Annotated in this window: 15 protein-coding genes; 10 read left to right on the forward strand and 5 right to left on the reverse strand. The window is 38.6% G+C overall.

Annotated elements, in window-relative coordinates; genetic code table 11:
* Positions 1-69 precede the first annotated feature (69 nt).
* The 3 genes from ilvD to ACFILA_RS00250 all read right to left on the reverse strand — a co-directional run bounded on the left by ilvD (position 70) and on the right by ACFILA_RS00250 (position 3,612).
* The gene (ilvD, locus tag ACFILA_RS00240) at positions 70-1,908 is read right to left on the reverse strand and encodes a dihydroxy-acid dehydratase (RefSeq protein WP_273790257.1); all 1,839 of its coding nucleotides are present in this window, start codon (positions 1,906-1,908) and stop codon (positions 70-72) included.
* 994 nt (positions 1,909-2,902) lie between these two features.
* Positions 2,903-3,154 (reverse strand): DUF1150 domain-containing protein, encoded by a 252-nt coding sequence (locus ACFILA_RS00245; protein WP_012754519.1) that lies wholly within the window; start codon positions 3,152-3,154, stop codon positions 2,903-2,905.
* 26 nt (positions 3,155-3,180) lie between these two features.
* Positions 3,181-3,612 (reverse strand): Hsp20 family protein, encoded by a 432-nt coding sequence (locus ACFILA_RS00250; protein ID WP_012754518.1) that lies wholly within the window; start codon positions 3,610-3,612, stop codon positions 3,181-3,183.
* Between the two features lie 120 nt (positions 3,613-3,732).
* Here ACFILA_RS00250 and nth point away from each other — a divergent pair, with 120 nt between their 5' ends.
* The 10 genes from nth (at position 3,733) to ACFILA_RS00300 (ending at position 13,478) form a co-directional block, all read left to right on the forward strand.
* A complete protein-coding gene (gene nth, locus ACFILA_RS00255) occupies positions 3,733-4,473 on the forward strand; it encodes an endonuclease III (protein ID WP_273790256.1) in 741 nt (246 codons plus the stop codon).
* A gap of 155 nt (positions 4,474-4,628) precedes the next feature.
* On the forward strand, positions 4,629-4,832 hold the full coding sequence (rpmI, locus tag ACFILA_RS00260; RefSeq protein ID WP_183193590.1) for a 50S ribosomal protein L35: 204 nt from the start codon (positions 4,629-4,631) through the stop codon (positions 4,830-4,832).
* A gap of 33 nt (positions 4,833-4,865) precedes the next feature.
* Positions 4,866-5,267, forward strand: a complete 402-nt coding sequence (gene rplT / locus ACFILA_RS00265; protein WP_012754515.1) for a 50S ribosomal protein L20 — start codon at positions 4,866-4,868, stop codon at positions 5,265-5,267.
* A 94-nt stretch (positions 5,268-5,361) separates the two neighbouring features.
* The gene (gene pheS, locus ACFILA_RS00270) at positions 5,362-6,438 is read left to right on the forward strand and encodes a phenylalanine--tRNA ligase subunit alpha (RefSeq protein ID WP_375630537.1); all 1,077 of its coding nucleotides are present in this window, start codon (positions 5,362-5,364) and stop codon (positions 6,436-6,438) included.
* 39 nt (positions 6,439-6,477) lie between these two features.
* On the forward strand, positions 6,478-8,892 hold the full coding sequence (pheT, locus tag ACFILA_RS00275; protein WP_375659781.1) for a phenylalanine--tRNA ligase subunit beta: 2,415 nt from the start codon (positions 6,478-6,480) through the stop codon (positions 8,890-8,892).
* 290 nt (positions 8,893-9,182) lie between these two features.
* Positions 9,183-10,091 carry a metal ABC transporter substrate-binding protein gene (locus ACFILA_RS00280; RefSeq protein WP_273790253.1) on the forward strand — a complete coding sequence of 303 codons (909 nt, stop codon included), beginning with the start codon at positions 9,183-9,185 and terminating at the stop codon, positions 10,089-10,091.
* Complete coding sequence (locus tag ACFILA_RS00285) at positions 10,088-10,918, forward strand: manganese/iron ABC transporter ATP-binding protein (protein WP_273790252.1); 831 nt, start codon at positions 10,088-10,090, stop codon at positions 10,916-10,918. Before ACFILA_RS00280 ends, ACFILA_RS00285 begins: the two co-directional genes overlap by 4 nt.
* On the forward strand, positions 10,915-11,781 hold the full coding sequence (locus ACFILA_RS00290) for a metal ABC transporter permease (protein WP_273790251.1): 867 nt from the start codon (positions 10,915-10,917) through the stop codon (positions 11,779-11,781). The genes ACFILA_RS00285 and ACFILA_RS00290 overlap by 4 nt, the downstream gene beginning before the upstream one ends.
* The gene (locus ACFILA_RS00295; RefSeq protein ID WP_273790250.1) at positions 11,778-12,683 is read left to right on the forward strand and encodes a metal ABC transporter permease; all 906 of its coding nucleotides are present in this window, start codon (positions 11,778-11,780) and stop codon (positions 12,681-12,683) included. The genes ACFILA_RS00290 and ACFILA_RS00295 overlap by 4 nt, the downstream gene beginning before the upstream one ends.
* Before the next feature lie 408 nt (positions 12,684-13,091).
* A complete protein-coding gene (locus tag ACFILA_RS00300; protein ID WP_273790249.1) occupies positions 13,092-13,478 on the forward strand; it encodes a YbaN family protein in 387 nt (128 codons plus the stop codon).
* A gap of 1,562 nt (positions 13,479-15,040) precedes the next feature.
* On the opposite strand, the gene pncB is transcribed toward ACFILA_RS00300, so the two are convergent.
* Both pncB and ACFILA_RS00310 read right to left on the reverse strand, forming a co-directional pair.
* Positions 15,041-16,345 carry a nicotinate phosphoribosyltransferase gene (gene pncB / locus ACFILA_RS00305; RefSeq protein ID WP_273790248.1) on the reverse strand — a complete coding sequence of 435 codons (1,305 nt, stop codon included), beginning with the start codon at positions 16,343-16,345 and terminating at the stop codon, positions 15,041-15,043.
* A gap of 133 nt (positions 16,346-16,478) precedes the next feature.
* Entirely contained in the window at positions 16,479-25,049 is an 8,571-nt protein-coding gene (locus tag ACFILA_RS00310; protein WP_375660460.1) for a GH36-type glycosyl hydrolase domain-containing protein, read from the reverse strand.
* Between the last annotated feature and the right edge of the window lie 109 nt (positions 25,050-25,158).

The following is a 25,158-nucleotide window of genomic DNA, read 5'->3' on the forward strand; positions in this document are numbered from 1 at the left end:
ATAAAATAATTAGCTCAGAATATCGTGCAAAAGATGCAAAAAATCAGAGTACTGTCTCTATTCAACTCATCAAATATTACGTACTGCACCTTTTGAAGCAGATGTAGTCATCGCTGCATAAGCTTTGAGAGCCTTTGAAACTTTACGCTGACGCTTCTCAATCGGTTGCCAAGCGCCTTTTCCTTTTGCTTCCATCTTAGCACGGCGCTGCTTCATCTCAACGTCATCCACCAACATATGAATTCTACGATTTGGAATATCAATTTCTATGATATCCCCTTCTTCCACTAACGCAATTTCTCCTCCTTCCGCAGCTTCTGGAGAAATATGTCCTATCGAAAGCCCTGAACTTCCTCCTGAAAAACGTCCATCCGTAACAAGTGCACAAACCTTGCCTAATCCTTTAGATTTGAGATAACTCGTTGGATAAAGCATTTCTTGCATTCCAGGTCCACCACGTGGACCTTCATAACGGATTAAAACAATTTCACCTGTTTTAATCTTATCAGTTAATATAGCTGAAACAGCTGAATCTTGGCTTTCAAAAATTCTTGCCGGACCTTTAAAAGTTAAAATTGATTGATCAACGCCTGCTGTTTTTACAATACAGCCATCTTTTGCAAGATTTCCATAAAGAACTGCCAATCCTCCATCTTGTGAATATGCATGTTCTCTATTGCGAATCACACCTTTTTCACGATCAAGATCAAGGGTCTCATAGCGACAAGATTGGCTAAAAGCTGTTTGTGTCGGAATACCACCTGGAGCAGCACGATAAAATGCACGAACTGTTGGCTCATTAGTTTGCTTTACATCCCAGCGGTAAAGAGCTTCTTTCATTGTTTTTGCATGAACCGTATAAGTTGATGTATCAATGAGTCCCGCCGCATCCAGTTCGCCTAAAAGCCCCATAATACCACCAGCGCGATGAACATCTTCCATATGTACATTTGCAACAGCAGGAGCAACCTTACATAAAACAGGAACACGACGTGAAAGATGATCAATATCCGTCATGGTAAAATCCACCTCACCTTCTTGCGCCGCGGCTAAAAGATGCAGTACTGTATTGGTTGATCCCCCCATGGCAATATCAACAGTCATTGCATTTTCAAAAGCCTTGCGTGAAGCAATAGAGCGTGGCAAAACTGTTTCATCATCATTTTCATAATAACGCTTAACCAATGCAACAATCTGTTTTCCAGCTTCTTCGAAAAGCATCCGCCGATCTGCATGTGTTGCTAACATTGATCCATTTCCAGGAAGAGAAAGCCCCAATGCTTCCGTTAAGCAATTCATGGAGTTGGCCGTAAACATTCCTGAACAAGAACCACATGTAGGACAAGCTGCACGCTCCATTTCAGCAACTTCTTCTTCTGAATTTTGTTCTGAAGCTGCTGCAACCATGGCATCGACCAAATCAACCCTTAGATCTTGATCCTTCCATTTAATCTTACCTGCTTCCATAGGACCGCCAGAAACAAAGATTGTCGGAATATTCAACCGTAAAGCAGCCATTAACATACCAGGCGTAATTTTGTCACAATTAGAAATACAGACAAGTGCATCCGCACAATGTGCATTAACCATATACTCTACAGAATCAGCAATGATCTCACGTGAGGGCAAAGAATAGAGCATTCCATCGTGCCCCATCGCAATTCCATCATCTACAGCAATGGTATTAAATTCTTTCGCAACACCACCGGCAACAGCTATCTGTTGTGCGACTAATTGCCCAAGATCTTTTAAATGGACATGCCCTGGTACAAATTGTGTAAAAGAATTCGCAATCGCAATAATGGGTTTACCAAAATCAGTATCTTTCATCCCTGTTGCACGCCAAAGTCCGCGGGCTCCTGCCATATTACGCCCGTGGGTTGATATTCTTGAACGGTAAGAAGGCATTATTTTTTTCCCCTCAAATAATTCCATTTTGCTTGTTGTGCTGTAACTTCATTATAAAAACAAGAGCTTTAATATTTAAAAGAGCAAAATACCTCGTACTGAGGCATTTGAAGCACAAAATTAAAAGCTCTGCATAAACTTTTTCATAAAGCCTTTGTTTTTTTCTTACCTGTTAATCAACATCTAATCCCTGTGCAAGTCCACGTTTGAGACAAATATCAAAACGCTTCAGTGTGGAACGAACTGTTCCAGATTTTTGTATGCCAGATTTGGTCAGTATATTGCATCTATCTGTTTGCGTAATTTCTGGAACAAGAAGACAGCCTCATTTGGAAAGAATATAAAGGCATCGTGGTAAAAATCTATCATCTCCTTACAATTCAGCTTTACACCTTTCAAACGCATTCATAGAAATATCTTTTAAATAATTATGACGCATTATCTCATGCTTTTGTTTTTACACTCTTCAATAGAGCTACTCCCCTCAGGAAGAACAAAACACACCAAACAAAATACACTTGTATAGCCTTTATGTACTCATTTTAAAGAGACATCTTTCAATGTAACTCGAGCCCATTTCACGATAGCGCCCATGAATGGTATAACAGCCCTCGTGAATAATATAAATCTATAAGGGACATCTTCACACTTATGAAGAAGAAAACTGACACCATCATACATTTTTTCATCCCCATATTGTGAATGTCTTTGGTAATTGAGACAATTAAAAAGAGATATTTTTATTCCTTTCTTCAAGTGTTTTTATCCACATGGCTCTCCCTGCTTATGACATCAAGCAAGTGACTTTGAATTGTTTCAATACAAGAAGATCTCAAATGAGAGAACCTTATGATATTCGGGACTCTCATTCCAGTTGTAAAAAATTAATTATGAATATAAATCAATACTTAATCTCATTATAACCCACATTACACCCTTTACGAAAAAACAGATAGAATTTATAAAAGAGTACAGCTTTTTCTCGTAAGGTAATCTAGTGCAGAGTTACAATTTGTAGTTCATGCTCATTGGCTCCAGCAAGAGCGATAGAACGCTCATCGGATAAAATGATAGGATAACCTGTTTCACCAAAGAGAGCCCATATCGTAATGCCTGGGGTCATCGGTGGAAGATCTGGAAAGTTTTTAGCCAGATCATCTGTACAAACTTTTTTTAAATAGGCAATCTGTCCCGCATCAGAGTAGGATGTGTTCTGAAACGACAAGTTTTGTTTATGTTCTCCCATTTCACTGTTCCTTTACGCCTTAACTTTTATGACTCACCACTACTGACTTTAATTGGAATCTGTTTTATTTCTTTTTTTAATTTTGGTTGATACAGATTAATTGATAAAAGACCATTTTTCAACTCCGCATTTGTAACATGCATCCCTTCCGCGAGAACAAAGGTTCGCTGGAATTGTCGCGCAGCTATACCGCGATATAAATATTGATGATTTTGGTTGTCTGTTTGTTTACCATGAATAACCAATTGATTATCATCAAGCAAAATATTAAGATGGTTAATCTTAAATCCAGCAACAGCCAAAGTTATCCGGATATGATTTGCATCATCATTTTTATGCAAACGTTCAATGTTATAGGCTGGGTAAGCCTCATCAGCTTTACCGATACGTTGCAATATTTTTTCTACGGTTTCAAACCCTAAAAGAAAGGGATTGGAGAAAGGCGTCACATGTGTCATTCATGAGTATCCTCTTTAAAACGGCTTTACTTGACCACACTCTATAAAAGTGTTCGCTGCATTTCTCTCATATGGCGAGCGTGAATGATAACTTCAAGAGAGAAGATTTAAGAGAGTTCAATGCCTCAACGTACCATAAAATTGTCAAAAGTGCGAAATTTATCTGGTATATTATATAATGAAAATGAAATTGCAGAAATATTTCGCCGTTTTTCTGTGCAACGCCCAGCGCCTAAGAGTGATCTTATCTATACAAATATTTTTACGCTTTTGGTTGCCGTTGTGCTTTCGGCTCAAGCGACAGATGTAAGCGTTAATAAAGCGACAAAAGAATTATTTCGCCTTGCTGATCAACCGGAAAAAATGGTTGCATTAGGAGAAGAAGAAATAGCACATCATATCCGTTCAATTGGTCTTTGGCGTGCAAAAGCACGTAATGTTTATGCGCTTTGCAACTATTTAATTGATTATTATGGCGGTCAAGTACCCGATACGCGTGAAGCACTCATGGCCCTTCCTGGAGTAGGGCGCAAAACGGCTAATGTGGTCTTGAATGTTGCTTTTGGTCAACCTACATTGGCAGTAGATACACATATTTTTCGCTTAAGCAATCGTCTTGGTTTAGCGCCTGGCAAAACACCAGAAATTGTTGAGAAAAAATTATTAAAGATTATACCGGTTCATTATATTCGCCATGCACATCATTGGCTGATTTTACATGGTCGCTATATTTGTCAAGCCCGTAAACCACAATGTACGCAATGCATTATTGCCGATTTATGTAAAGCAGCCATCAAAACAAATGCAATTCCAGCACCTTTAGTTGAGCTTCAAGGCAATGGAGCGCCGATTTTTTTGTAATACGGTCTTGCAATTTTGTGTATACTAGCTTATGAAAACGTCTTTAAGAGCCGCCCGGCAGGGCATGCCGTGGCTGTTTAAATGCTTGTTCAAGCGTTGGTCCGCTTGAGTGAATAAAATGTTTGATTGAATAAATTAATGTACGGAGTAGCAAAATGCCCAAGATGAAGACCAAATCATCCGCTAAAAAGCGGTTTAAAATCACTGCGTCAGGCAAAATTAAAGTAGCAGCTGCCGGTAAGCGCCACGGCATGATTAAGCGTTCGAATAAATTTATTCGCGATGCACGTGGAACAATGGTTTTGTGTGAACAAGATGCTAAAAAAGTCATTCAGCATTATTTGCCGAATGGTATTTAAACCTTACGCTTTTGATTTTGAGGAGATTATAATATGGCTCGTGTGAAAAGAGGTGTGACAGCACACGCTAAGCACAAAAAAGTTCTTAAACAGGCTGAGGGTTTTTACGGTCGTCGTAAAAATACCATTCGTGCAGCTAAAGCAGCGGTTGATCGTTCAAAGCAATACGCTTATCGTGATCGCAAAAATAGAAAGCGTACTTTCCGTGCTTTGTGGATTCAGAGGATTAATGCGGCTGTTCGTGCAGAAGGTTTAACTTATGGACGTTTTATTGATGGCTTATCAAAAGCTGGTATTGAAGTTGATCGTAAAGTTCTTTCAGATATAGCAATCCACGAGGCGGAAGCATTTTCTGCTTTAGTTGCCTCGGCAAAAAAAGCTTTAGAATATTTAAAAGATACGACACCTAATGCTTTCGAAGGCGCTGTCAAATAAGCCAGTCGTGTTCTCTTAAAGCATTCATTTATTTGAGGTCCCGTGCTGGCTATTGCAAGTGCGGGTTTTTCTTTATTAAAAAATAGGCAAAAATATGAATGATATTGAGCGTCTGGAACAAGAAATTTGTTTAGCCTTAGAGGCAGCAGGTGATGAAAAAGCACTTGAAGAAGTGCGTATTGCAGCATTGGGTAAAAAAGGTAGTATCTCTGAAAAATTAAAAGAATTAGGAAAAATGGATGCTGGCGAGCGTCATAAAGTTGGACCAGTTCTTAATGGATTAAAAAATCGTATTTTAGAATTATGGGCGCAAAAGCGTGATCTTCTGAAAAGACAGGCAATGGATGCCCGTCTTTCTCGTGAAACAGTTGATGTTACCTTGCCTATTCGCTCTTCACCTATAGAACGGGGACGCATTCATCCTATTTCACAAGTGATTGAGGAAATTATTGCCATTTATACGAAGTTGGGTTTTTCTCTTGCAGAGGGACCTGATATTGAAACAGACTATTATAATTTTACGGCATTGAATTTTCCTGAAGGGCATCCAGCACGCGAAATGCATGATACCTTCTTTTTTGATGTTGATAAAATGGGAGAACGAAAATTATTGCGGACCCATACATCACCTGTACAAATTCGCACACTAGAAAGACAAAAAGCACCGATACGGATCATTATTCCTGGAAAAACTTACCGCATGGATTCGGATGCAACACATTCTCCCATGTTCCATCAGGTAGAAGGTCTTGTCATCGATAAAACCTCCACCATTGCCCATATGATGTGGCTACATGAAACCTTTTGTAAAGAATTTTTTGAAGTTCCCTCTGTAAAAATGCGTTTTCGTCCCTCTTTTTTCCCTTTTACCGAGCCATCTATGGAAGTGGATATTCAATGTGATCGTTCTGGTTCAGACGTAAAGTTCGGAGAAGGGCAGGATTGGTTGGAAATTTTAGGATGCGGAATGGTGCACCCTCATGTGTTGAAAAATGTTGGCTTAGATCCCGATGAATATCAAGGCTTTGCATGGGGAATGGGCATTGATCGTATTGCCATGTTGAAATACGGTATGCCTGATTTGCGGGCTTTTTTTGATGCTGATCTGCGTTGGTTAGACCACTATGGCTTTCGTTTCTTTGATATGCCTGCTTTTTTTCCTAATAGATAATGTGTGATCTTAGTCATCGCTTTCATGTGAGGTTTTAAAATGAAATTTACATTGTCGTGGTTAAAAGATCACTTAGAGACAAATGCATCTTTGGATGAAATTTGTGAGAAACTAACAGCTATCGGTCTTGAAGTTGACTCCGTTGATGATCGATCTTCTTTAAAAGGTTTTGTGATTGCAAAAGTTTTAACAGCAATAAAGCATCCTGATGCAGATAAACTCCAGATTCTGTCCGTCGATACAGGGACTTCCACACCTGTTCAAGTTGTCTGTGGAGCACCAAATGCGCGTGCAGGTCTTATTGGTGTTCTGGCACTACCAGGTACTTATATTCCAGGACTTGATGTAACATTATCTGTAGGAAAAATCCGTGGTGTTGAAAGTTTTGGGATGATGTGTTCACAAGCAGAGCTTGAATTATCGAATGAGCATGATGGGATTATTGAACTTCCAGAAGATAGTCCTATTGGAGGTTCATTTGCAGCTTATGCTGGTTTAGATGATCCGGTCATTGATATTGGTTTGACCCCTAATCGTTCCGATTGCACAGGTGTTCGTGGTATTGCCCGTGATCTTGCCGCTACAGGAATCGGACAATTAAAAGAATTGTCTTTACCAAAATTTGAGCCTTCCTTTGAAACACCTCTCAATGTTTCATTAGATTTTTCGCAAGATTCATCATTATGTTTAGGTTTTGCTTGGCGTGAAGTACGCAATGTTCAAAATGGCGAATCACCCCAGTGGATGCAACAGCGTTTGAATGCAATTGGTTTGAGACCGATTAATGCGCTTGTTGATATGACCAATTACATCAGTTTTGACCTTGGTCGTCCACTCCATGTTTTTGATGCAGATAAAATTAAAGGTAATTTGTGTGTACGTTGTGCGCGTGAGGGAGAACAGCTTCAAGCACTGAACGGAAAAATCTATCATTTGGGCGCTAAGAATTGTGTCATTGCAGATGACGAGGGAGTTGTTTCGATTGCCGGTATCATGGGCGGAGAAAGAACGAGTTGTGATGAAACAACACATCGCGTTATTATTGAATCGGCGCTTTGGGATGCGCAAAGCATTGCACAAACAGGAAGAGCATTAGGTCTTATCAGTGATGCACGTTATCGATTTGAACGAGGTGTTGATCCGGCTTTTATAGAAACAGGGCTTGAGATTGCAACAGAATTGGTCTTGCATCTTTGTGGTGGTGAAGTATCTAAGAAGAGGATCGTTGGCTATCAGCAACAAGAAATCAAACAGATCGCTTTTCCTTTTTCTGAAATTAAACGTTTAACAAATTTGGAAATAGAGCCTGAAAAAATCATCTCTATTTTAACAAAACTTGGATTTTTTGTTGAAGGAAAAGGAGATGTCGTTACGGTAAAAGTACCATCATGGCGCCCTGATATTATGGGTAAAGCCGATTTGGTGGAAGAGATCATGAGAATTTATGGGTTAGATAAAATTAAACCTATTCCTTTGGAAAACTTCGTAGAAGAAAAAGATCAGATTGTAACATGCGCACAAATTCGTTCACGTGCTACACGTTTGGCTTTAGTGCAACGCGGTATGAAAGAAGCGGTAACATGGTCTTTTATTTCTGAAAATCAAGCTCTTGCTTTTGGAGGAGGTCAAGAAGAGCTTAAATTGGTTAATCCTATTGCTGCTGATATGTCAATGATGCGTCCTTCCCTTTTACCTGGTTTGATTATGGCGGCACAAAGAAATGCTGATCGTGGTTTTTCCGATCTTGCTTTGTTTGAAGTTTCCAGTATTTATGAGGGCGACACCCCTGATAAACAACACCGTGTTGTTAGTGGGATTCGTCGCGGAACAGAGCAATTTAAAGGTGCTGGGCGCTTTTGGAATGGAAATGCAACCGTCGTTGATGTTTTTGATGCCAAAGCAGATGCTTTAGCTATTTTAGAAGCATGTGATATGGATATTGGGAAAGTGCAGATTGAAGTTGGAGCACCAGATTGGTATCATCCTGGTCGTTCAGGTGTCATAAAACTTGGATCAAAGATTATTCTTGGTTTTTTTGGTGTTTTTCATCCTGCTACATTAGAAAAGTTAGATGTCAGTGGCCCTTTATGCGGCTTTGAAATTTTTCTAGACCGAATTCCAGAATCAAAGAAAAAAACGACCAAAAGCCGTCCTCCTTTGAAACTCTCACCTTTTCAAATGGTGCGGCGTGATTTTGCCTTTATAGCGGATAAAACTGTTGCCTCTTCTCTTATTATTCGTGCGGCAAGTGGAGCCGATAAAAAACTTATTCATTCAGTGCAAGTTTTTGATGTTTTCGAAGATTTAAGCTTTGGTGAAGATAAAAAATCTGTTGCAATTGAAGTAACTATTCAGCCCATAGAACGGACTCTAACGGATGAAGATTTAGAAAAGCTTGCCTCAAAGATCGTGGATAATGTTACCAAAATGACAGGTGCATATTTACGCTACTGAGTATTCTCATTTTTTATGAGATATTTTACATGAAGTGGGAGCATCTTTGAGTGCTCCCTTTTTGTTTGGCATTCAAGAGCTATAGAGCTTCTTGAAAGGGGACCTTCTTACCAAAACAAGCTGCTTAAATCATCAATTTTTTCAATATGAAAAAACTGTTTTTAAACATTTTGAAAAGTTATTTTTTCTCTTAATCCTTCATTGCAAATGTAAAAGATAACTGCTATTGCTAAATGATAATGCAAATTATTTGCAATAAAAAGAAGGCATATAAAGGAAAGAGAAAACCAATGAACGTAAGAACGTTTTTCACCATAGTTTTTGGAAGTGTTATTTTTTTTACACCCAATTTTGCTTTGTGTGCTGGTAAATTTAAAGCTGTTACGACATTCACTATCATTGCTGATATGGCACGCAATGTAGCAGGTGATGCCGCTGATGTTGAATCCATTACAAAACCAGGTGCGGAAATTCATGAATACCAACCCACCCCACGCGATCTTATGCGTGCTCAGGGAGCTAACCTTGTATTGTGGAATGGTTTAGAGTTAGAGCTTTGGTTTGAAAAGTTTTTTCAAAATATCAAGGATGTTCCAAGTGTTGTTGTTTCAAAAGGTATTGTACCCATTAAAATTGGTGAGGGCCCCTTTAGCGGTAAACCTAATCCTCATGCGTGGATGTCACCGACCTCTGCTTTGATTTACGTTGATAATATTCGCGATGCTTTTGTAAAATATGATCCTGAACATGCTGAAATTTATAAACAGAATGCTGAAATTTATAAACAGAAAATTCGTGCAACGATTGATCCAATTAGAGCTGAATTAGAAGCTGTACCGCAAGACAAACGTTGGCTTGTGACAAGTGAGGGGGCTTTTAGCTATTTGGCGCGTGATTTTGATCTAAAAGAACTTTATTTATGGCCCATCAATGCTGACCAACAAGGAACACCACAGCAGGTCAAGCATGTTATTGATATGGTTCGCAAATACAATATTCATGCAGTTTTTTCTGAAAGCACTATTTCCCCTGCGCCTGCTAAGCAGGTTGCCAGAGAAACAGGGGCTAAATACGGTGGTGTTCTTTATGTTGATTCTTTAAGTGAGAAAAATGGTGAGGTACCCACTTATATTGATTTATTACGTGTCACGAGTGGGCGTATTAGCAATGCTTTAGTAGAGGGAGTAAAAAGCCAATGACGGAATGTGGAATATTTGCCCAAGGAGTAACGGTAACATATCGTAATGGACATACAGCTTTACGCGAAGTGAATTTTGAAAGTCCAAAGGGTTCTATTACGGCATTGGTTGGTGTTAATGGATCCGGTAAGTCAACGTTATTTAAAGCGATTATGGGGTTTGTACGCCCCTCAAAGGGAAAAATTCGCATGTTTGATTTACCTGTTGATATAGCTTTGAAAAAAAACCTCATTGCTTATGTTCCTCAAAGTGAAGATGTTGATTGGAATTTTCCTGTCTTGGTCGAAGATGTTGTATTGATGGGGCGGTATGGTCATATGAATTTCTTTCGCTATGCCCGTACACAAGATTATGAAGCCGTTCGTATTGCCTTAGAACGCGTTGATATGTTGGCTTTTGCCAAGCGCCAAATTGGAGAACTTTCTGGTGGACAGAAAAAGCGTGTTTTCCTAGCGCGCGCTCTTGCACAGAAAGCAAAAGCTATTTTATTAGATGAGCCGTTTACAGGGGTTGATGTTACAACAGAAGATAAAATCATTGCTTTGTTACAAGATCTTCGTAAAGAAGGAGCAGTGATCTTGGTTTCAACTCACAATTTGGGTTCTGTTCGCGAATTTTGTGATCATACAGTTTTAATAAAAGGGACCGTTTTAGCTTCTGGGTTAACAGAAAAAATCTTTACAAAGGAAAATCTGGAGAAAACTTTTGGAGGGTCTTTGCACCACCATATTTTTGATCTTCAAACCACAAAAAAAAATGATGTTTTCATGGGAAGAAAGCAGTCTGCCGTTTGTGAAGATATTGAAAGAGTGGAGCACGTTGCATGATTTCTTGGTTGCTTGAGCCACTGAGCTATCAATATATGGTGAATGCAATGTGGGTTTCTGGGTTAGTTGGGTGTGTTTGTGCCTTTCTTTCGGCTTTTTTGATGTTAAAAGGTTGGTCATTGATTGGTGATGCACTTTCCCATTCGATTGTTCCTGGTGTAGCAGGAGCTTACCTTTTAGGGTTACCTTTTTCACTTGGCGCTTTTTTTTCTGGTGGTCTTGCAGCAGCAGCAATGCTCTTTTTTAACCACCGGACAAAACTTAAAGAAGATACCATTATTGGGCTCATTTTTTCTTCCTTTTTTGCCTTTGGGTTGTTTCTCAAATCATTAAAACCAATGGCTGTTAATATTGATACGATTGTTTTGGGAAATATTTTAGCAGTTAGTTCAACAGATATTCTACAATTGGCTTTTATCGGCTTTGTTTCGTTGCTTATATTGCTTTTGAAATGGAAAGATCTTCTTGTTTCGTTATTTGATGAGACGCATGCGCATGCCATTGGATTAAACGTAAAATTTTTAAAGATTCTCTTTTTCACATTGCTTGCCGCTTGTACCGTTGCTGCGATGCAAACCGTTGGAGCGTTCTTAGTCATTTGTCTTGTTGTGACACCTGGGGCAACGGCCTATCTTTTAAGTGATCGTTTCGTGAACATCTTGGTTATTGCAGTTGTAATTGGAACCTTCACAAGTATCTTGGGTGTTTATGTGAGTTATTTTTTGAATGCACAAACGGGGGGGGTTGTTGTGCTTTTTCAAGCATCTTTATTTGTTTTAGCTTTTATTTTTGCTCCTAAACATGGGTTTATTGCCGCGCGCTTACGCATAAATGCAGCAAAAAAGGGTGTAATATTATCATGATTGATCAATTACTGCTTCCGTTTCAGTTTTCTTTTATGCTTAAGGGTATGCTTATTGTCATGATTCTTTCTATTCCCATGGCGATGCTTTCCTGTTTTCTTATTTTGAAAGGATGGGCGCTGTTAGGCGATGCCATTTCTCATGCAGTTTTTCCAGGTGTTGTTGTTGGTTATATGACAACACCATGGGTAATCGCATTTTTAACTTCTTTGCCATTTGCTTGGTTTCAGCATATGCGTCCAGAGAATATTACAATGACTTTGATTACTTGCGGTGCTTTTGTTGCAGGAATGGTGTGTGCACTATTAACGGGTTTTTTAGGGAGCAATAGCCGTATCAAACAGGATACGGTGATGGGCGTGGTCTTTTCTTCAATGTTTGGTTTAGGGCTTGTTTTAGCCACGTCTATTTATAGTAGCTTAGATTTGAATCATATTCTATTTGGTAATCTCTTGGGTGTTAACTGGCTTGATATAACGCAGACGGCAATCATTTCTGCTGTTGTCACTTTTATTTTAGCAGCAAAATGGCGCGACTTTATGCTATATATTTTTGACACAGTTCAAGGACGTGCAATGGGGTTACCAATATCTCTACTCCACTATACCCTTCTAACGATGATTTCTCTTACAATTGTTGCAGCTTTGAAAGCTGTCGGTATCGTGCTCGTTATTTCTTTACTGATAGCACCAGGAGCAATTGCCTATCTTGTCACAAAGCGGTTTTCTTTTATGTTAATGATCGCGATACTTGTTGCAGCTTTTTCTGGTTTTTTAGGGATTTATCTCAGCTTATTTATCGGCTCTGATTCTGCTTCCACAATTGTGTTGATCTTGACGTTGATTTTTATGGCTATTTTCATGATGATTTTCTTTCGTCGAAACACAGTTCAAGAAACTTGAAAGTGTTAAAATTCATGCATATCAGCCATGCATTTTTATATATTGTTTCTCATTTTTATTTTAATTAGAGTCTGGGGTGCTAGGTTGTTTTTCCTCCTAATATCTAGCAGATGAGTGCAGTACATTTTCTCCCCCCCAACACTGCATTCTTAATTAAGAGGCTGCATTGATTTCTTCTGCAGCCTTTTTATTTTTTTGTTTTTCTAAAATCTCTCCTCTTTTCTTGAAATCATTTAAAATGATTATCATATTGTGTAAGCTATTCGGTATTTTCAAGGAACTTATAACAGCAAAGACACTTACGCATGAAGGGGTAGAGCGTAATTGTGCACTCAAACATGTAAACAGAAAAAAACAGATACAATGTTTTTGTATAGGGTTTTGCGTAGAGGAAAATAGTACGAGAGAATGAAAAAAGATTCGAAGATATCGCACCCTTTACGTATCTGCTATTATATAGCAGGGTGGGCGATGGTTATATTAGGTATTATCGGTGTCGTATTACCTATTATGCCAACGGTGCCTTTTTTATTGGTTGCCTCATGGTGTTTTACGCGTTCTTCTCCACGTTTTCATCAATGGTTGAATAATCATCGTATTTTTGGTCCCCCTATTAAGCGATGGGAAGAAAAAAAAGCAATCTCTCCATTCGTTAAAGTTTTTGCAATGATGAGTATGACAGGAGGATTTTTATCCTTTTTCGTAATGCTACACCCTCCTTTATGGATTTCCTTACTTGTTGCGGTTATATTATTGCTGATTGCCATTTATATTGTAACACGTCCATCTTCTTAATGATAAAAAAGGCTTTATGAGATACTCTTTTTAGCTTCGACTTATTTGTAAAAACTATGAGGACTTTTAAGTTTTGAATATAAGCTCTCCATATCCAAAATACATATGAAATAGCAAGCTTTTTGAGCGCAATTAATTAATAATATGTTTGTGAAATAATTTTTATGAACAAAGAAGATTGTTTACGAACACTCAAAATGTTCTCACTTGGTAAACAATGATAAATCACATTCATGGAAGAGAGTCATTATTTTTGTAAAGCATGTTTGTATGAATCTCTATATATACATCATTGAAAAGTCATTGATATGATAGACATTTCGTTTGTTTTCATATCTCTTAATGAGGATATAATACAAAGCTTACTAAATACCCTCATTTTTATACTTATACAGTTAAGAAGCCGGTCTATTATATCAATCTTTAAGGTTACATCTGTTCTTAACTTAAGAATAATTCATAAGAAACAACAGAATTTTTCAAATGGTTTATACATACACGCATTCTTATTATAATATGCGAATAAATAATTTCTCTGTCTTGATATAAAGCTTATTCGAAATAAAAATATTATTGCATTCTCTGTTTTTTAATGAAGTCATGCCCCTCACGTAAAACAAAAGGTCTCCCAAATCATGTTATTTACACATTTATTTTAATGAAACATTTCTCAACGCTTTACTCATTTCATAATAGCAGACCATACATGGATAAAGTAAAATCTCCTGTAAAGTGTATAAAATCTATTTGAGCACCATCATCCTTGCCTTGCAAAATGCATACCGATAGTCACCATGCTATTTATCATCCTCCAATGTTGCCTTAGTAATTTCTAATGTTGCAATTGTAGCTTGTCATCTGGTTTTGTATATTTTGACACTAGATTTTGTACCAATTTATTTTTTTCAAAGAGTTTTAAAGGTGTTCTCAAAGGGTTTTGAAAGCCTTTTCTCATTTTTACTATGGAAACGCACTTTTTTCTGATTTTCGGTAATTTTTGTAATTTTAGGTGTCAAAATCTATTTTGATAAAACGCGCATTTAATGGTAAAAATTGTACATAAAACAACAAATTACCACGTATTCCTACTTAATCCCGCCTCTTTCCACTTAGTATAAAACCTACTGTCAAACTACAACAATAACTCTTAAAACTTGAAAACCTTCATATATGCAAGGGGATTAGTGTGCTTGATTTAACAGGATTGAAATGAGAAAAACTTATGATACTCGCGCACGCTCATTCAACATGCAAAATGATAGTATCTTGTTATGCTGTATAACACTGTTATTTATGACAAATGATATAAGGAAGCCTCCTTGGCTAAACTTCCCTAGCGCGTTAAGTATTTTTTTAATGCGTAGTGAATATTTTTAAGTCTTATCTATCGCGCCTTATGTAAGTGAAGCGTATGCGTTGATAGACTAAGTAGAATCTGCTCAAAAAACAGCCGAACTATTTCAGACCAGCAAAGGTTAAGAATCCTCATCCTTAGGGCAGAACAAAAATCAATCTTATAAACAATATGTTGAGGCAATATACTTGTTTTAAAGAGCCGAAAACTACGTCTTTATAGGTCTAGCAATTCGCTTTGTATTACCAAAAAAATTGATATAACGTTGTACTTCTTTTGAATCACCGATCGTTTTTTCAGGATTATCTGAAAGTTTCACGGCTGGTCGACCATTGGCATAGGTCACCTTACAAACAAGGGAAAGAGCATCAAGAGTTTCGATTTCCTGAGGTGCACAGCCTGTAAAGTCATTGGTAAGATCCGTGCCCCACCCAAAACTCATGCGCACTTTACCATGGAAATGATGATAGGTTTTTTCAATTGTATTGACATCAAGAGCATCAGAAAAAATTAGAAGTTTTTTGCATGGATCTTTTCCTTTTTCTTTCCACCATTGAATAATACGTTCGCCACCTTCAATAGGGGGCGCACTATCGGGTCTGAAACCCGTCCAATCAGCTACCCAATCTGGTGCATTGCGTAAAAATGCTTCTGTACCAAAGGTATCAGGTAAAACAATGAGAAGATTTCCACCATAATAACGGTTCCAATCCTGCAAGACTTGATACGGAGCTCTGCGTAATTCATCATCGTTGTTGCTGAGAGCCGCAATAACCATGGGCAATTCGTGTGCATTGGTTCCAAGAGCTTCTAAATCCGTATCCATGGCAAGAAGAACATTAGAAGTTCCAGTAAAAGAATTACCAATCCCTTCTTTTAATGCTTCCACACACCAGCGCTGCCATAAAAAAGAATGGCGGCGCCTTGTCCCAAAGTCAGATATTTTAATATCAGGCAATTTTTTGAGACGTTCAACTTTACTCCACATTTTTGCTTTAGCACGCGCATAAAGTACATCAAGAGCAAAACGATCTAGTTTTTTGAGAGCAGCACGTGAACGTAATTCACTTATAATAGCAAGGGCTGGAATTTCCCACATAGAGCTATGAGCCCACGAACCATAAAAATGAAGAATATACTGGCCATCTTTACGGGTTAGTTCATATTCTGGGAGTTGAAAATTCTCAAGCCACTGAAGAAAATCCGGTTCAAAAATTTGTTTGCGTCCATAAAATGTATTACCAGCAAGCCAAATCATTTCTTTTTTTGTAAAGTGCAAACTAAGAGCATGATCAAGTTGAGCACGTAATTCACTCTCATCAATATCATCGGCAAGACGTATTGTTTTAGAGCGATTTATGAGGGAAAAAGTAACATCAACATTAGGATATAACCCCCAAATCATCTGCACCATAAGAAGCTTATAAAAATCCGTATCGAGAAGTGAACGAATAATGGGATCAAGTTTCCAAGTATGATTGTAAACACGTCTAGCAATATCCGGATGATTCATAACCTTTTTCTTTCAGTTTCATAAAATCTAAAATATTATGCACCAACACGGCTAATATAGGCGGTGCAATATAACAACTCTACAGTTTTGGGCAAGAATAAAAAAGTCTGCTCTCTTTTTTCATCTTTCATCTTTAATATTTGACAATACGTATAATTTCATGCTGACCTGTTTTTTGTAACTTTATCCCTGTATGAAATTCGGTATATTCTTTGCTATTAACATAGAGCATATTTTTAGGTCCCCATTTTACTTTAATGCTATAAACGGCATCATAAAACTTCATTGTTGCTTCATATTTTGGCCAAATAGAGGGTAAATGTGGCTGCAAAAACAAGAGGTCTCCCTGACGCTGTATTCCAAGAATAGCTTGTGTTGCGGCGCGATAAAACCAACCGGCTGAACCTGTATACCAAGTCCAACCGCCTTGACCACATCGTGGTTCAACAGCATAAATATCTGCGGCCATCACATAAGGTTCAACACGATAAATTTCAGGATCTTGTCCGTGGGTAATTGGGTTTATCATAGAAAATAAAGCATAAGCTTTATCGTTTTGTTCCATTTCAGCCAACGCAAAAATACTCCAAATGGCACCATGCGTGTATTGACCACCATTTTCTCGAATTCCTGGAGGATAACCTTTTATGTAACCAGGCTCGAGCGTACTTTTATCAAAAGGCGGCCAAAAAAGGCGAATGAGTCCACCTTTTTTATCATAGAGATGTTCCAGCATTGATGTCATTGCTTGTTTTTGGCGCTCAAGCGATGCCATTTGAGAAATGACAGCCCAAGATTGAGCAATGGTATCAATTTGACATTCATCATTGACTTTAGAGCCCAGAGGCGTTCCATCATCAAAATAACCACGTCGATACCAAGCACCATCCCAACCATTTTTCTCTAGGGATTTTGTTAAATGTTCAAGGTACGTACTCCATATTTGCATATGGCTATTGTCACCACGTTTTTTGGCTAAAGAGATAAATGCTTGTAATGTGTGCCCAAGAAACCATCCTAACCAAATGCTTTCGCCTTTTCCTTCCACACCGACCAAATTCATGCCATCATTCCAATCCCCACCTAAAATAAGAGGGAGACCATGTGGTCCGCAGCGTTTAATGGCAAGGTCTAAAGCTAAAGCACAATGTTCATAAACTGTTGCAACCTTTGAGGATTGGGTGGGTTGAAAATAAGCATCCTGTTGCCCACTTTTGAGAACATCACCTTCAATAAAAGGAATCAGCGTATCAAGAAAGGCATTATCGCCAGTGGTATTGACATAAAGAGCTGTTGCATATGCAAGCCAAACGATATCATCAGAAATATATGTACGAACACCAGCATTTGTGTCAGGCAACCACCAATGTTGCACATCACCTTCAAGAAATTGGTGCGCTGCTGCATTTAACAATTGTTCACGTGCTAATTGTGGTTCCAGCAATAACAAAGACAGGCTATCTTGTAACTGGTCACGAAAACCAAATGCACCACTAGCTTGGTAAAAGCCTGCGCGTGCCATGATGCGGCATGAGTAGATTTGATAAGGAAGCCAATGGTTGACCATAAGATTAAAAGAAGCGTCCGGTGTTTTGACTTGGAAAGGAGAAACAAAATCACTCCATTGCTGTTTTTGTTTTGTGAGCTGAATCTCAAAATCACTTGCACGTACTTGATTAAGTAATTTTTCAGCTTCTTGCCTATTTTCAGCACTGCCAAGATAGAAGATGATTTCTTTTGTTTGCCCTGGTTGAAGATCAATATCATAGGCGAATGCTGAACAAGGATCACATCCTGCTTCAATGGTATTCGAAAGAGCACCGGCTTTACGGATCGCATTTGGACGTGTTACGGTTCCCGTTGCACCAATAAATTCAGCGCGATTGGTCGTAGTGCTGGTTGGCATTTCGGATGCTGATAAAAATGTAACTTGTTGAGATTTCTCGATGTGATAGGGATTTTGAATAAAATGTGCACCCCATCTGGCCTCATAAGAGGAAACAATAAAGGGGGCATATTTTGTACGGATATTTCCCAAAACCCATTCAACATAATTATAAAGGCGTAAACTACGTGGTTTTTTCCCTTCATTCGTAAGGATAAGACGTGAAAAGCGAATAGGTTTTTCGGGATCAAGTGTATGAGTCAGTTCTAATGCGATTTCTGAATGTGTTGATTTAAAAGTTGAGAATCCAAACCCATGACAAGCCTCATAGACAATATTTTCGTCACATTCAACAGTAGAAACGGGTGAGAAACGTTTTAAAGACTGGCGATCAACCAGATAAAGAGCTTCTCCTGGCCGGTTAGACGTTGGATCATTCGCCCAAGGAGTTAGTTGATAATCGCGGCTATTGTTAGCCCAAGTAAAAATTGCACCTTCAGCAGAGACATGAAAACCAAATCTGTGATTAGCAATGACATTAATCCACGGATGTGGTGTGGTGGTACGTCCATGAAGACGTATTACATAATGATTGTGCTGATTAAAACCACCGTAACCATTCCAATATCTTAGATCTTCTCCATTTGGGAGAAAAGAGGATGGTTTTTGTTGGCTAATAAGACCAATGGAAGAAAAAAGATTTTGTTCAGTTTGTGTTGTAAATTGCTGTCCTTCGTTATATCTTGGCAAGTCTAATTGATCATAAGATTCTTGATAATTTTTACGAATTGTGAGATTAAAATCATTCTCATCAAGTCGTTTAAGTTGTTCAGATAAAGAGCCATTTTGGGCATCAAGAACGATACGCGCTGATGCAAGAAGCGTTTTAAAACTCTGTTCACTCATTTGATCGCGTCGAAGCATGAAAATATGTTGGCGTTCATCTGCTTTTTGCGTGTGGTGATAATAAGTTTCACAGACCCACTCGAGAGCGCGTTGTGTACTTTGTATATAAGAAAATGTTTGTTCATTAAGAATGACCAAATCAACAATGAGTCCGCGCATACACCAATATTCGTGTGCTTTAAGGAGCTCGCGCAGTACGGTTATATTTCCCTCGTTATTTAATCTAAGAAGACAGAGTGGATTGTCTCCTGAGATAGACATGGGCCAAAGATCAGACTGTTTTCCTAGCGTTTTTGCTAATATTTCAGAAGGAAGACGCCACGTTCTTTCTGGATAGATAAGCGGTGTTGCATATTTTTGATAGATAATAGCTTCTTTAAGCTGGGTTCCGCTCTGATACAGTGCGACTTGTGAGCGCGTCCATGCCATTGAAAGTTCTTTTTGAAACATATCAGGTTGTCGATAATGTTTAATATGATTATTTAGCGCTTCTTTTGTATGAGCAGCAAAGGTCCAAAAAATAAGTTCTGCTTTTTCATGGGCTGAAATTTTTATACGGCATCGCAATGACATAACAGGATCAAGAACACAACCTTGACTGTTACTGAAACGAGCATTTTGGTCAAATGCAGCGGGCCGATGAATGGATCGCCCCCGACCAATAAACAGAGAGCGATCTGTTTCAGCTTCTGTCTCTTGGAGAATATCTGTTGTACTAGAAACAAAATGGGCAACATAGACTTCAGGATCATTAGGCGAGCGTTTGCGCCTTTTGGCAAAAATTGTTTTACCTTCTTCAGCAATTTCTGTCTCTATAAACATACGGGAAAAAACAGGATGAACTTGGTCTGTATCCATCGTGGCAAGCGCTAATTCACCATAAGAAGTCACTTCAATGAATCGGTCTTTATTTGTCGTATTCATCAATTGAATACGTCTCCCTTCGCCACATCCTTCAGATGTAATAAGACATTCAAGTGTTGATTTAATACCATCAACCATTTTTGTATATTCAGCCTTTTCATCTGTAAAAATGCTGACAGCTTCTTCTTCAATAACACGTGTTGGCTCACCAGTAACAGACCACCACCGTCCACTATGCGTGTCACGCAAGAAGAATAAAATACCTTGTTGATCTTCTGTTGCATCAGGAATAAAGCGCGTAATCGCATAATCGTGCCAACGGCTGTAACCAGAACCATTCGCTGTTAACATGGTAGAATAAAAGCCATTAGACAAAAGTAAAGTCGCTCGTGGTTTGAGTAACGGGTTTGTAATAATGCGCAAAGGGGCTGCATCAAATGCTTGAGACTTATTGCGCATACGATTAACAGCTTTGGTATGAATAATAGGAATGAGATGAGGCGCTCTTTCCTGTAAGAGCAATTGTGTTGCCTCAATAACGGGATCACGGTGAAAACGATCACGCATTCGCCCTTGAAAAATAACATTGTTAAGAGCAAGGATAGACATGCCATGATGGTGCGCATAATAATTGCGTACAACGGCGTATTTTTCCCCTGTTTTCACGCGTGAAGGGGTAAAATCAACAGAGTCATAATAACCATATGTTCCTAAAGCTCCAAGATCACGAAGTCGTTTTAAATTAGCGACAGCGCAAGCAGGAGCATATTGTGCCGCTAGAAGGCTGGCATAGGGAGCAATGACAGCATTGCGTGAAAGACCACGTTGGAGTCCGAGGTTTGGAACACCAAAATGAGCGTATTGGTAATTCATTAAATGATCGCGAGCATTAAATGCGGCTTCTGAAATACCCCATGGCAATTCCCGTTTATGGGCATATTGTATTTGACAACGAATAATCAATCGATTTGTTTGATCTAGGAGAGACCCTAAAGGTTCATGCATTACGAGAGATGGCATAAGATATTCGAACATTGATCCAGACCATGATAGGAGTGCACCTTTCCCACCTATGGGTACGAGAAGTCGACCAAGACGAAACCAATGTTTAAGTTTTATATCTCCTTTTGCGATGGCAAAAAAGCTTGCAAGACGTGCTTCTGAAGCAAGCAGGTCATAACAATTTTCATCGAGTTTGTTTTCTTGAACACGATATCCAATGGATAAGAGATGCCGTTTAGGCTGTTCTAAAAAGTCAAATTTCATATCAAAGGCTATTTGCCGTGCCACTATAGCCAGCCTGTTTAGTTTTTTACGTAATTTTTCAGTATCACAATGAGCAGTCGCATCATGATGATAAGCGTTACAGGTATCGATAAGGCATTTAGCCCAAGAAAGTGCACGAGCAGATTCTATCGTTTGAATTTTGTGGTCAAGTTCATCGACTAAGTGCACAATATCGTGGGCTGCAAGTGAAAGATTTATGACGTGAGAAGGGATCGTATTTTCTTGTTCTATAAAAGTGAAGACAGAATCATGAAAACGAGTGATGTTTTCTTCGATTTTTTGGCGTAAAGAGCGTAAACTGGGTTGATGATCTGGAATTTCTCTGACAGTTTCTTCAAGAATAGCAAGAACATCCGATAAGCCTTCTCGATCACTTTGAAAAAAAAGAGGCGGTTTTTCAGCCCATTCACTTAAAGCAGAAGAGAGTGTTACCAAATGACCGGCAAGATTTCCCGAATCAACGGTTGATACATAAGTAGGCAAAAGAGGCCTGAGTGTATCCGTTTCATACCAATTATAGAGATGACCACGGAACTTTTCCATTTTTGTAAGAGAGCGTAATGTACATTCAATACGGGTGATGGTCTCTTCAAAACCAATCCAGCCAAAATCACGTGCTGCAATAATAGAAAGGAGATAAACGCCAATATTCGTAGGCGATGTACGTTGAGCAACAAGAGGTTCAGGATCTTCTTGAAAATTATCGGGAGGCAAATAGTTGTTTTGTTCATTGACAAAGGTTGCATAATAAAGCCATGTCCGCCGTGCAATAGAGCGGAGTTTTTTTTCATCTTTTGAAGAAAGATAAAGGCTATCTTGAAAGGTTGAAGGTTGACTCACAATCCAAGCAATAAAGGGTGAAAAAAACCATGCTATCCCAAAAGGTAAAGCAACCAAGCTTGCAAAACTATCAGAAAAAAGAGGGAGTGCTATAGTAAGAACACCGATAAGCGATGCTGGTGCCATTGTAAAAACATAGAAACGCAAACTATTGGGCATTGATTTTGTTGCGGCAGAAGTTTGCCATTCAAGAAGATGCTGTTTTGAAATCGTCATACGATAGAGTGTACGAATAATCGCATCGGTCATAAAATACGCCGAATGAGCAAGAAACGTCGTTTTAAGAAATATATCAGCGCTTGTAAGAGCAATTTTGTTCCCAATTAATTGAAAATGTCCACGCAAAGAATGATCTATATTAGATGAGACAAACGTTTTTAATACACATAGAATGGGTGAAATGAAGGAGCTAAACAACAAGAATATTTGCCAGACGATTGCACTCTTTAAAGACAAAAAAGCCCATCCTGCAAATGCTGCGATTAACCACATAAGTGGAGTGAGAGAACGACGTAAATTATCCTGCATTTTCCAACGCGTCACGAAACTTATTTGACGGTAGGAAAAAAGATAAGGCAAAAGCTGCCAATCACCGCGGACCCAACGATGATAACGCATAACATCAATATTGTAAGCGGTTGGATAGTCTTCAATGACTTCTATGCTACTTACCAGAGCAGTACGAGCATAACCTCCCTCTAAGAGATCATGGCTAAGAATAGTATTTTCTTTAATTTTGCCATCAAGCGCTTGTTCAAATGCATCAATATTATAAAGACCTTTACCGATAAAGGTGCCTTCTCCTAAAAGATCTTGATAAGTATCAGAAACAGCAAAAACATAAGGATCAATGCCACGGTTGATAGAAAAAACCCGTTGGAGAATTGATGTTTTTTTTCCTGTTGTAAGAGAAGGAATAATGCGTGGTTGTAAAATGCTATAGCCCTTTACAACCTTTCCACTTTGTGGATCAAAAACGGGATGATTGAGTGGATGGTTAAGCTTTCCAACAAGTTTCGCGACGCTCTCTGGAGTAAGACGTGTATCACAATCCAGCGTCATAACAAAACGGCAATCCATAGGAAGATGTGGATTGGGAGGATAAAAGCTTGTATTTTTATCGCCTCTTAAGAGCCGATTAAGTTCATGAAGTTTTCCTCGCTTTCGTTCCCATCCCATCCAACATTTTTCGCTTGTATTATAAAGGCGTCGGCGATGTAAAAGGAAAAAAAGCGGAAGTTCATCACGATGATAACGACTATTGAGTTTATCAATACTCTTTTGCGCATAGTGCAATAAATCAAGATCATCTTGCGTTTCTCTCAATGGAGCATCCACCCAATCTGTAATGAGCGCAAAATGAATGGCACCTTTAGGATTGGAAAGATAGTGCACTTCAAGATTGCGCACTTGTTCATCAACATTAGCGCGTGATGTCATCAAAGTAGGTACAACAACCATTGTCCGTGCATGTTTTGGAATACCTTCTTTATATTCATAACCAATGAGCTGTCTTGATGGGACAAACCACGAAACAACAGTGTTAAATAAAGCAAAAGCAGCATCCATAGCAGGAAAAAGCGCCAATACAGTAAAGCAAAAAGACATCCATTGTGTCATGCCAGATATTTGTAAAAGGGCGTAAATTACCAGCAAAAGAGCAAGCGTCAGAAAAGAGACAGGAAGGGCGATGACTCTCAATTTTGAGCAACAAGAAGCGCGTGTCCATTTTATGAGAAAGGGCGGAATATATCCACAAGCCTTTTCAAATATGCCACGACCATCATCAACAAGGTACCACCCCACACAAGAATGATGAGGCATATCTTTAGAAGTGGAATTTGCCATTTCTACAACTTTATGTGCAACTTCCAGTTCACTAAGAGGCGAAAAGCGTGAAACTTTTTCAATGACTTGTCGATAAATATTGCGTGAGTGAGCATCAATTTCAGAAAAATCACTATTTTTACGCAAAATAGAATCGACACAACTCACTGTTTCAAACCATGCTATCCAATCAACATCATCTATAGCTTTAAGAGCACGGATAATATTTCCCATGGTCACACCATCTGCTGCTTGTCGGGTATGTTCATCAGCTGTTGCAATCTCTAAGCTACTGCCTTGGCTTTTCAATTGCTTTTCAAGCCAAGTTAATGCTACGGTTGAATCGACAGATGCACTGCGCAGGCGATAGAATAAATGTGCTGAAAAAGTTGGATCAACAGTAAATGGTTTATACTGCGTAAAAAGAGAGTGTAGATTTGTTTTATTTTCTAAAAGAGAGATTTTATCAGCTACTTGACTAGCAAGATGGCGCATATGTCGCGCTTTTTCGATACGGACTGAAAGACGACGGACATTTTCAATGAGCAGCATTTGCATAACAGAAGGAAGAGCCCACAATTCACCAATTGTGAGCGCACAAACTTCTTGAAATCCGTTGGTCATAGCAGTGAGTGTTTCTTGTGAAAAGCTGCTATCGGTATGCGCAATATAAAGCCAAGTTAAAGCAAAAATTCGTGGTATTCCCGCTTTGTGTGTAGAAAGAGGAAGTTGCTTTATGAAGGACTTGGGTAGATTACGACGTAGCTTTTGTATGGTTTTATCAATGGTGTAATGATTATCAATGAGCCATTGAGCAGAAGGTGCGATGGTTTCATCATTTCGGGCAGCAAAATCACTGGTGTGAAAGGCATGAAGAATAAGTTTAGCATTTTCATTCAATCTCTTGCGAAAATCTTCTACTCCTTCATATTCAGGGAGTAAAATTTCTTTACCAGAAGCTATATCATGCCCTAAGTTATAAAGATCTTCCTGTACCTTATAAATTGCACGAAGAGGAAAATCCGTATTAATAAAATGGTCTTTTTTCTCTTTTTGAGAAAAAAAGCACTTTATGAAAGGTCTTATGCACGTCATAATGTCCCATTGTTATTCAATTACATCGTTTTTTATTTAAATTTTAAGCATTTTATCTGAATAGTGAACCGTTGTTAGACAAAAAACAAACTTTTTGTTTTTATTTGCA

The sequence above is a fragment of the Bartonella sp. CL71SXKL genome, assembly GCF_042194935.1.
GTDB lineage: Bacteria > Pseudomonadota > Alphaproteobacteria > Rhizobiales > Rhizobiaceae > Bartonella.

What these genes read in the sequence shown, in the direction of transcription:
- ACFILA_RS00245 (WP_012754519.1), bottom strand. Translation starts at nt 3,154, where the DNA reads ATGGGAGAACATAAACAAAACTTGTCGTTTCAGAACACATCCTACTCT.
- ACFILA_RS00290 (WP_273790251.1), top strand. Translation starts at nt 10,915, where the DNA reads ATGATTTCTTGGTTGCTTGAGCCACTGAGCTATCAATATATGGTGAAT.
- rpmI (WP_183193590.1), top strand. Translation starts at nt 4,629, where the DNA reads ATGCCCAAGATGAAGACCAAATCATCCGCTAAAAAGCGGTTTAAAATC.
- ACFILA_RS00310 (WP_375660460.1), bottom strand. Translation starts at nt 25,049, where the DNA reads ATGACGTGCATAAGACCTTTCATAAAGTGCTTTTTTTCTCAAAAAGAG.
- ilvD (WP_273790257.1), bottom strand. Translation starts at nt 1,908, where the DNA reads ATGCCTTCTTACCGTTCAAGAATATCAACCCACGGGCGTAATATGGCA.
- ACFILA_RS00250 (WP_012754518.1), bottom strand. Translation starts at nt 3,612, where the DNA reads ATGACACATGTGACGCCTTTCTCCAATCCCTTTCTTTTAGGGTTTGAA.
- pheS (WP_375630537.1), top strand. Translation starts at nt 5,362, where the DNA reads ATGAATGATATTGAGCGTCTGGAACAAGAAATTTGTTTAGCCTTAGAG.
- nth (WP_273790256.1), top strand. Translation starts at nt 3,733, where the DNA reads ATGCCTCAACGTACCATAAAATTGTCAAAAGTGCGAAATTTATCTGGT.
- ACFILA_RS00285 (WP_273790252.1), top strand. Translation starts at nt 10,088, where the DNA reads ATGACGGAATGTGGAATATTTGCCCAAGGAGTAACGGTAACATATCGT.
- ACFILA_RS00300 (WP_273790249.1), top strand. Translation starts at nt 13,092, where the DNA reads ATGAAAAAAGATTCGAAGATATCGCACCCTTTACGTATCTGCTATTAT.
- rplT (WP_012754515.1), top strand. Translation starts at nt 4,866, where the DNA reads ATGGCTCGTGTGAAAAGAGGTGTGACAGCACACGCTAAGCACAAAAAA.
- pheT (WP_375659781.1), top strand. Translation starts at nt 6,478, where the DNA reads ATGAAATTTACATTGTCGTGGTTAAAAGATCACTTAGAGACAAATGCA.
- ACFILA_RS00295 (WP_273790250.1), top strand. Translation starts at nt 11,778, where the DNA reads ATGATTGATCAATTACTGCTTCCGTTTCAGTTTTCTTTTATGCTTAAG.
- ACFILA_RS00280 (WP_273790253.1), top strand. Translation starts at nt 9,183, where the DNA reads ATGAACGTAAGAACGTTTTTCACCATAGTTTTTGGAAGTGTTATTTTT.
- pncB (WP_273790248.1), bottom strand. Translation starts at nt 16,345, where the DNA reads ATGAATCATCCGGATATTGCTAGACGTGTTTACAATCATACTTGGAAA.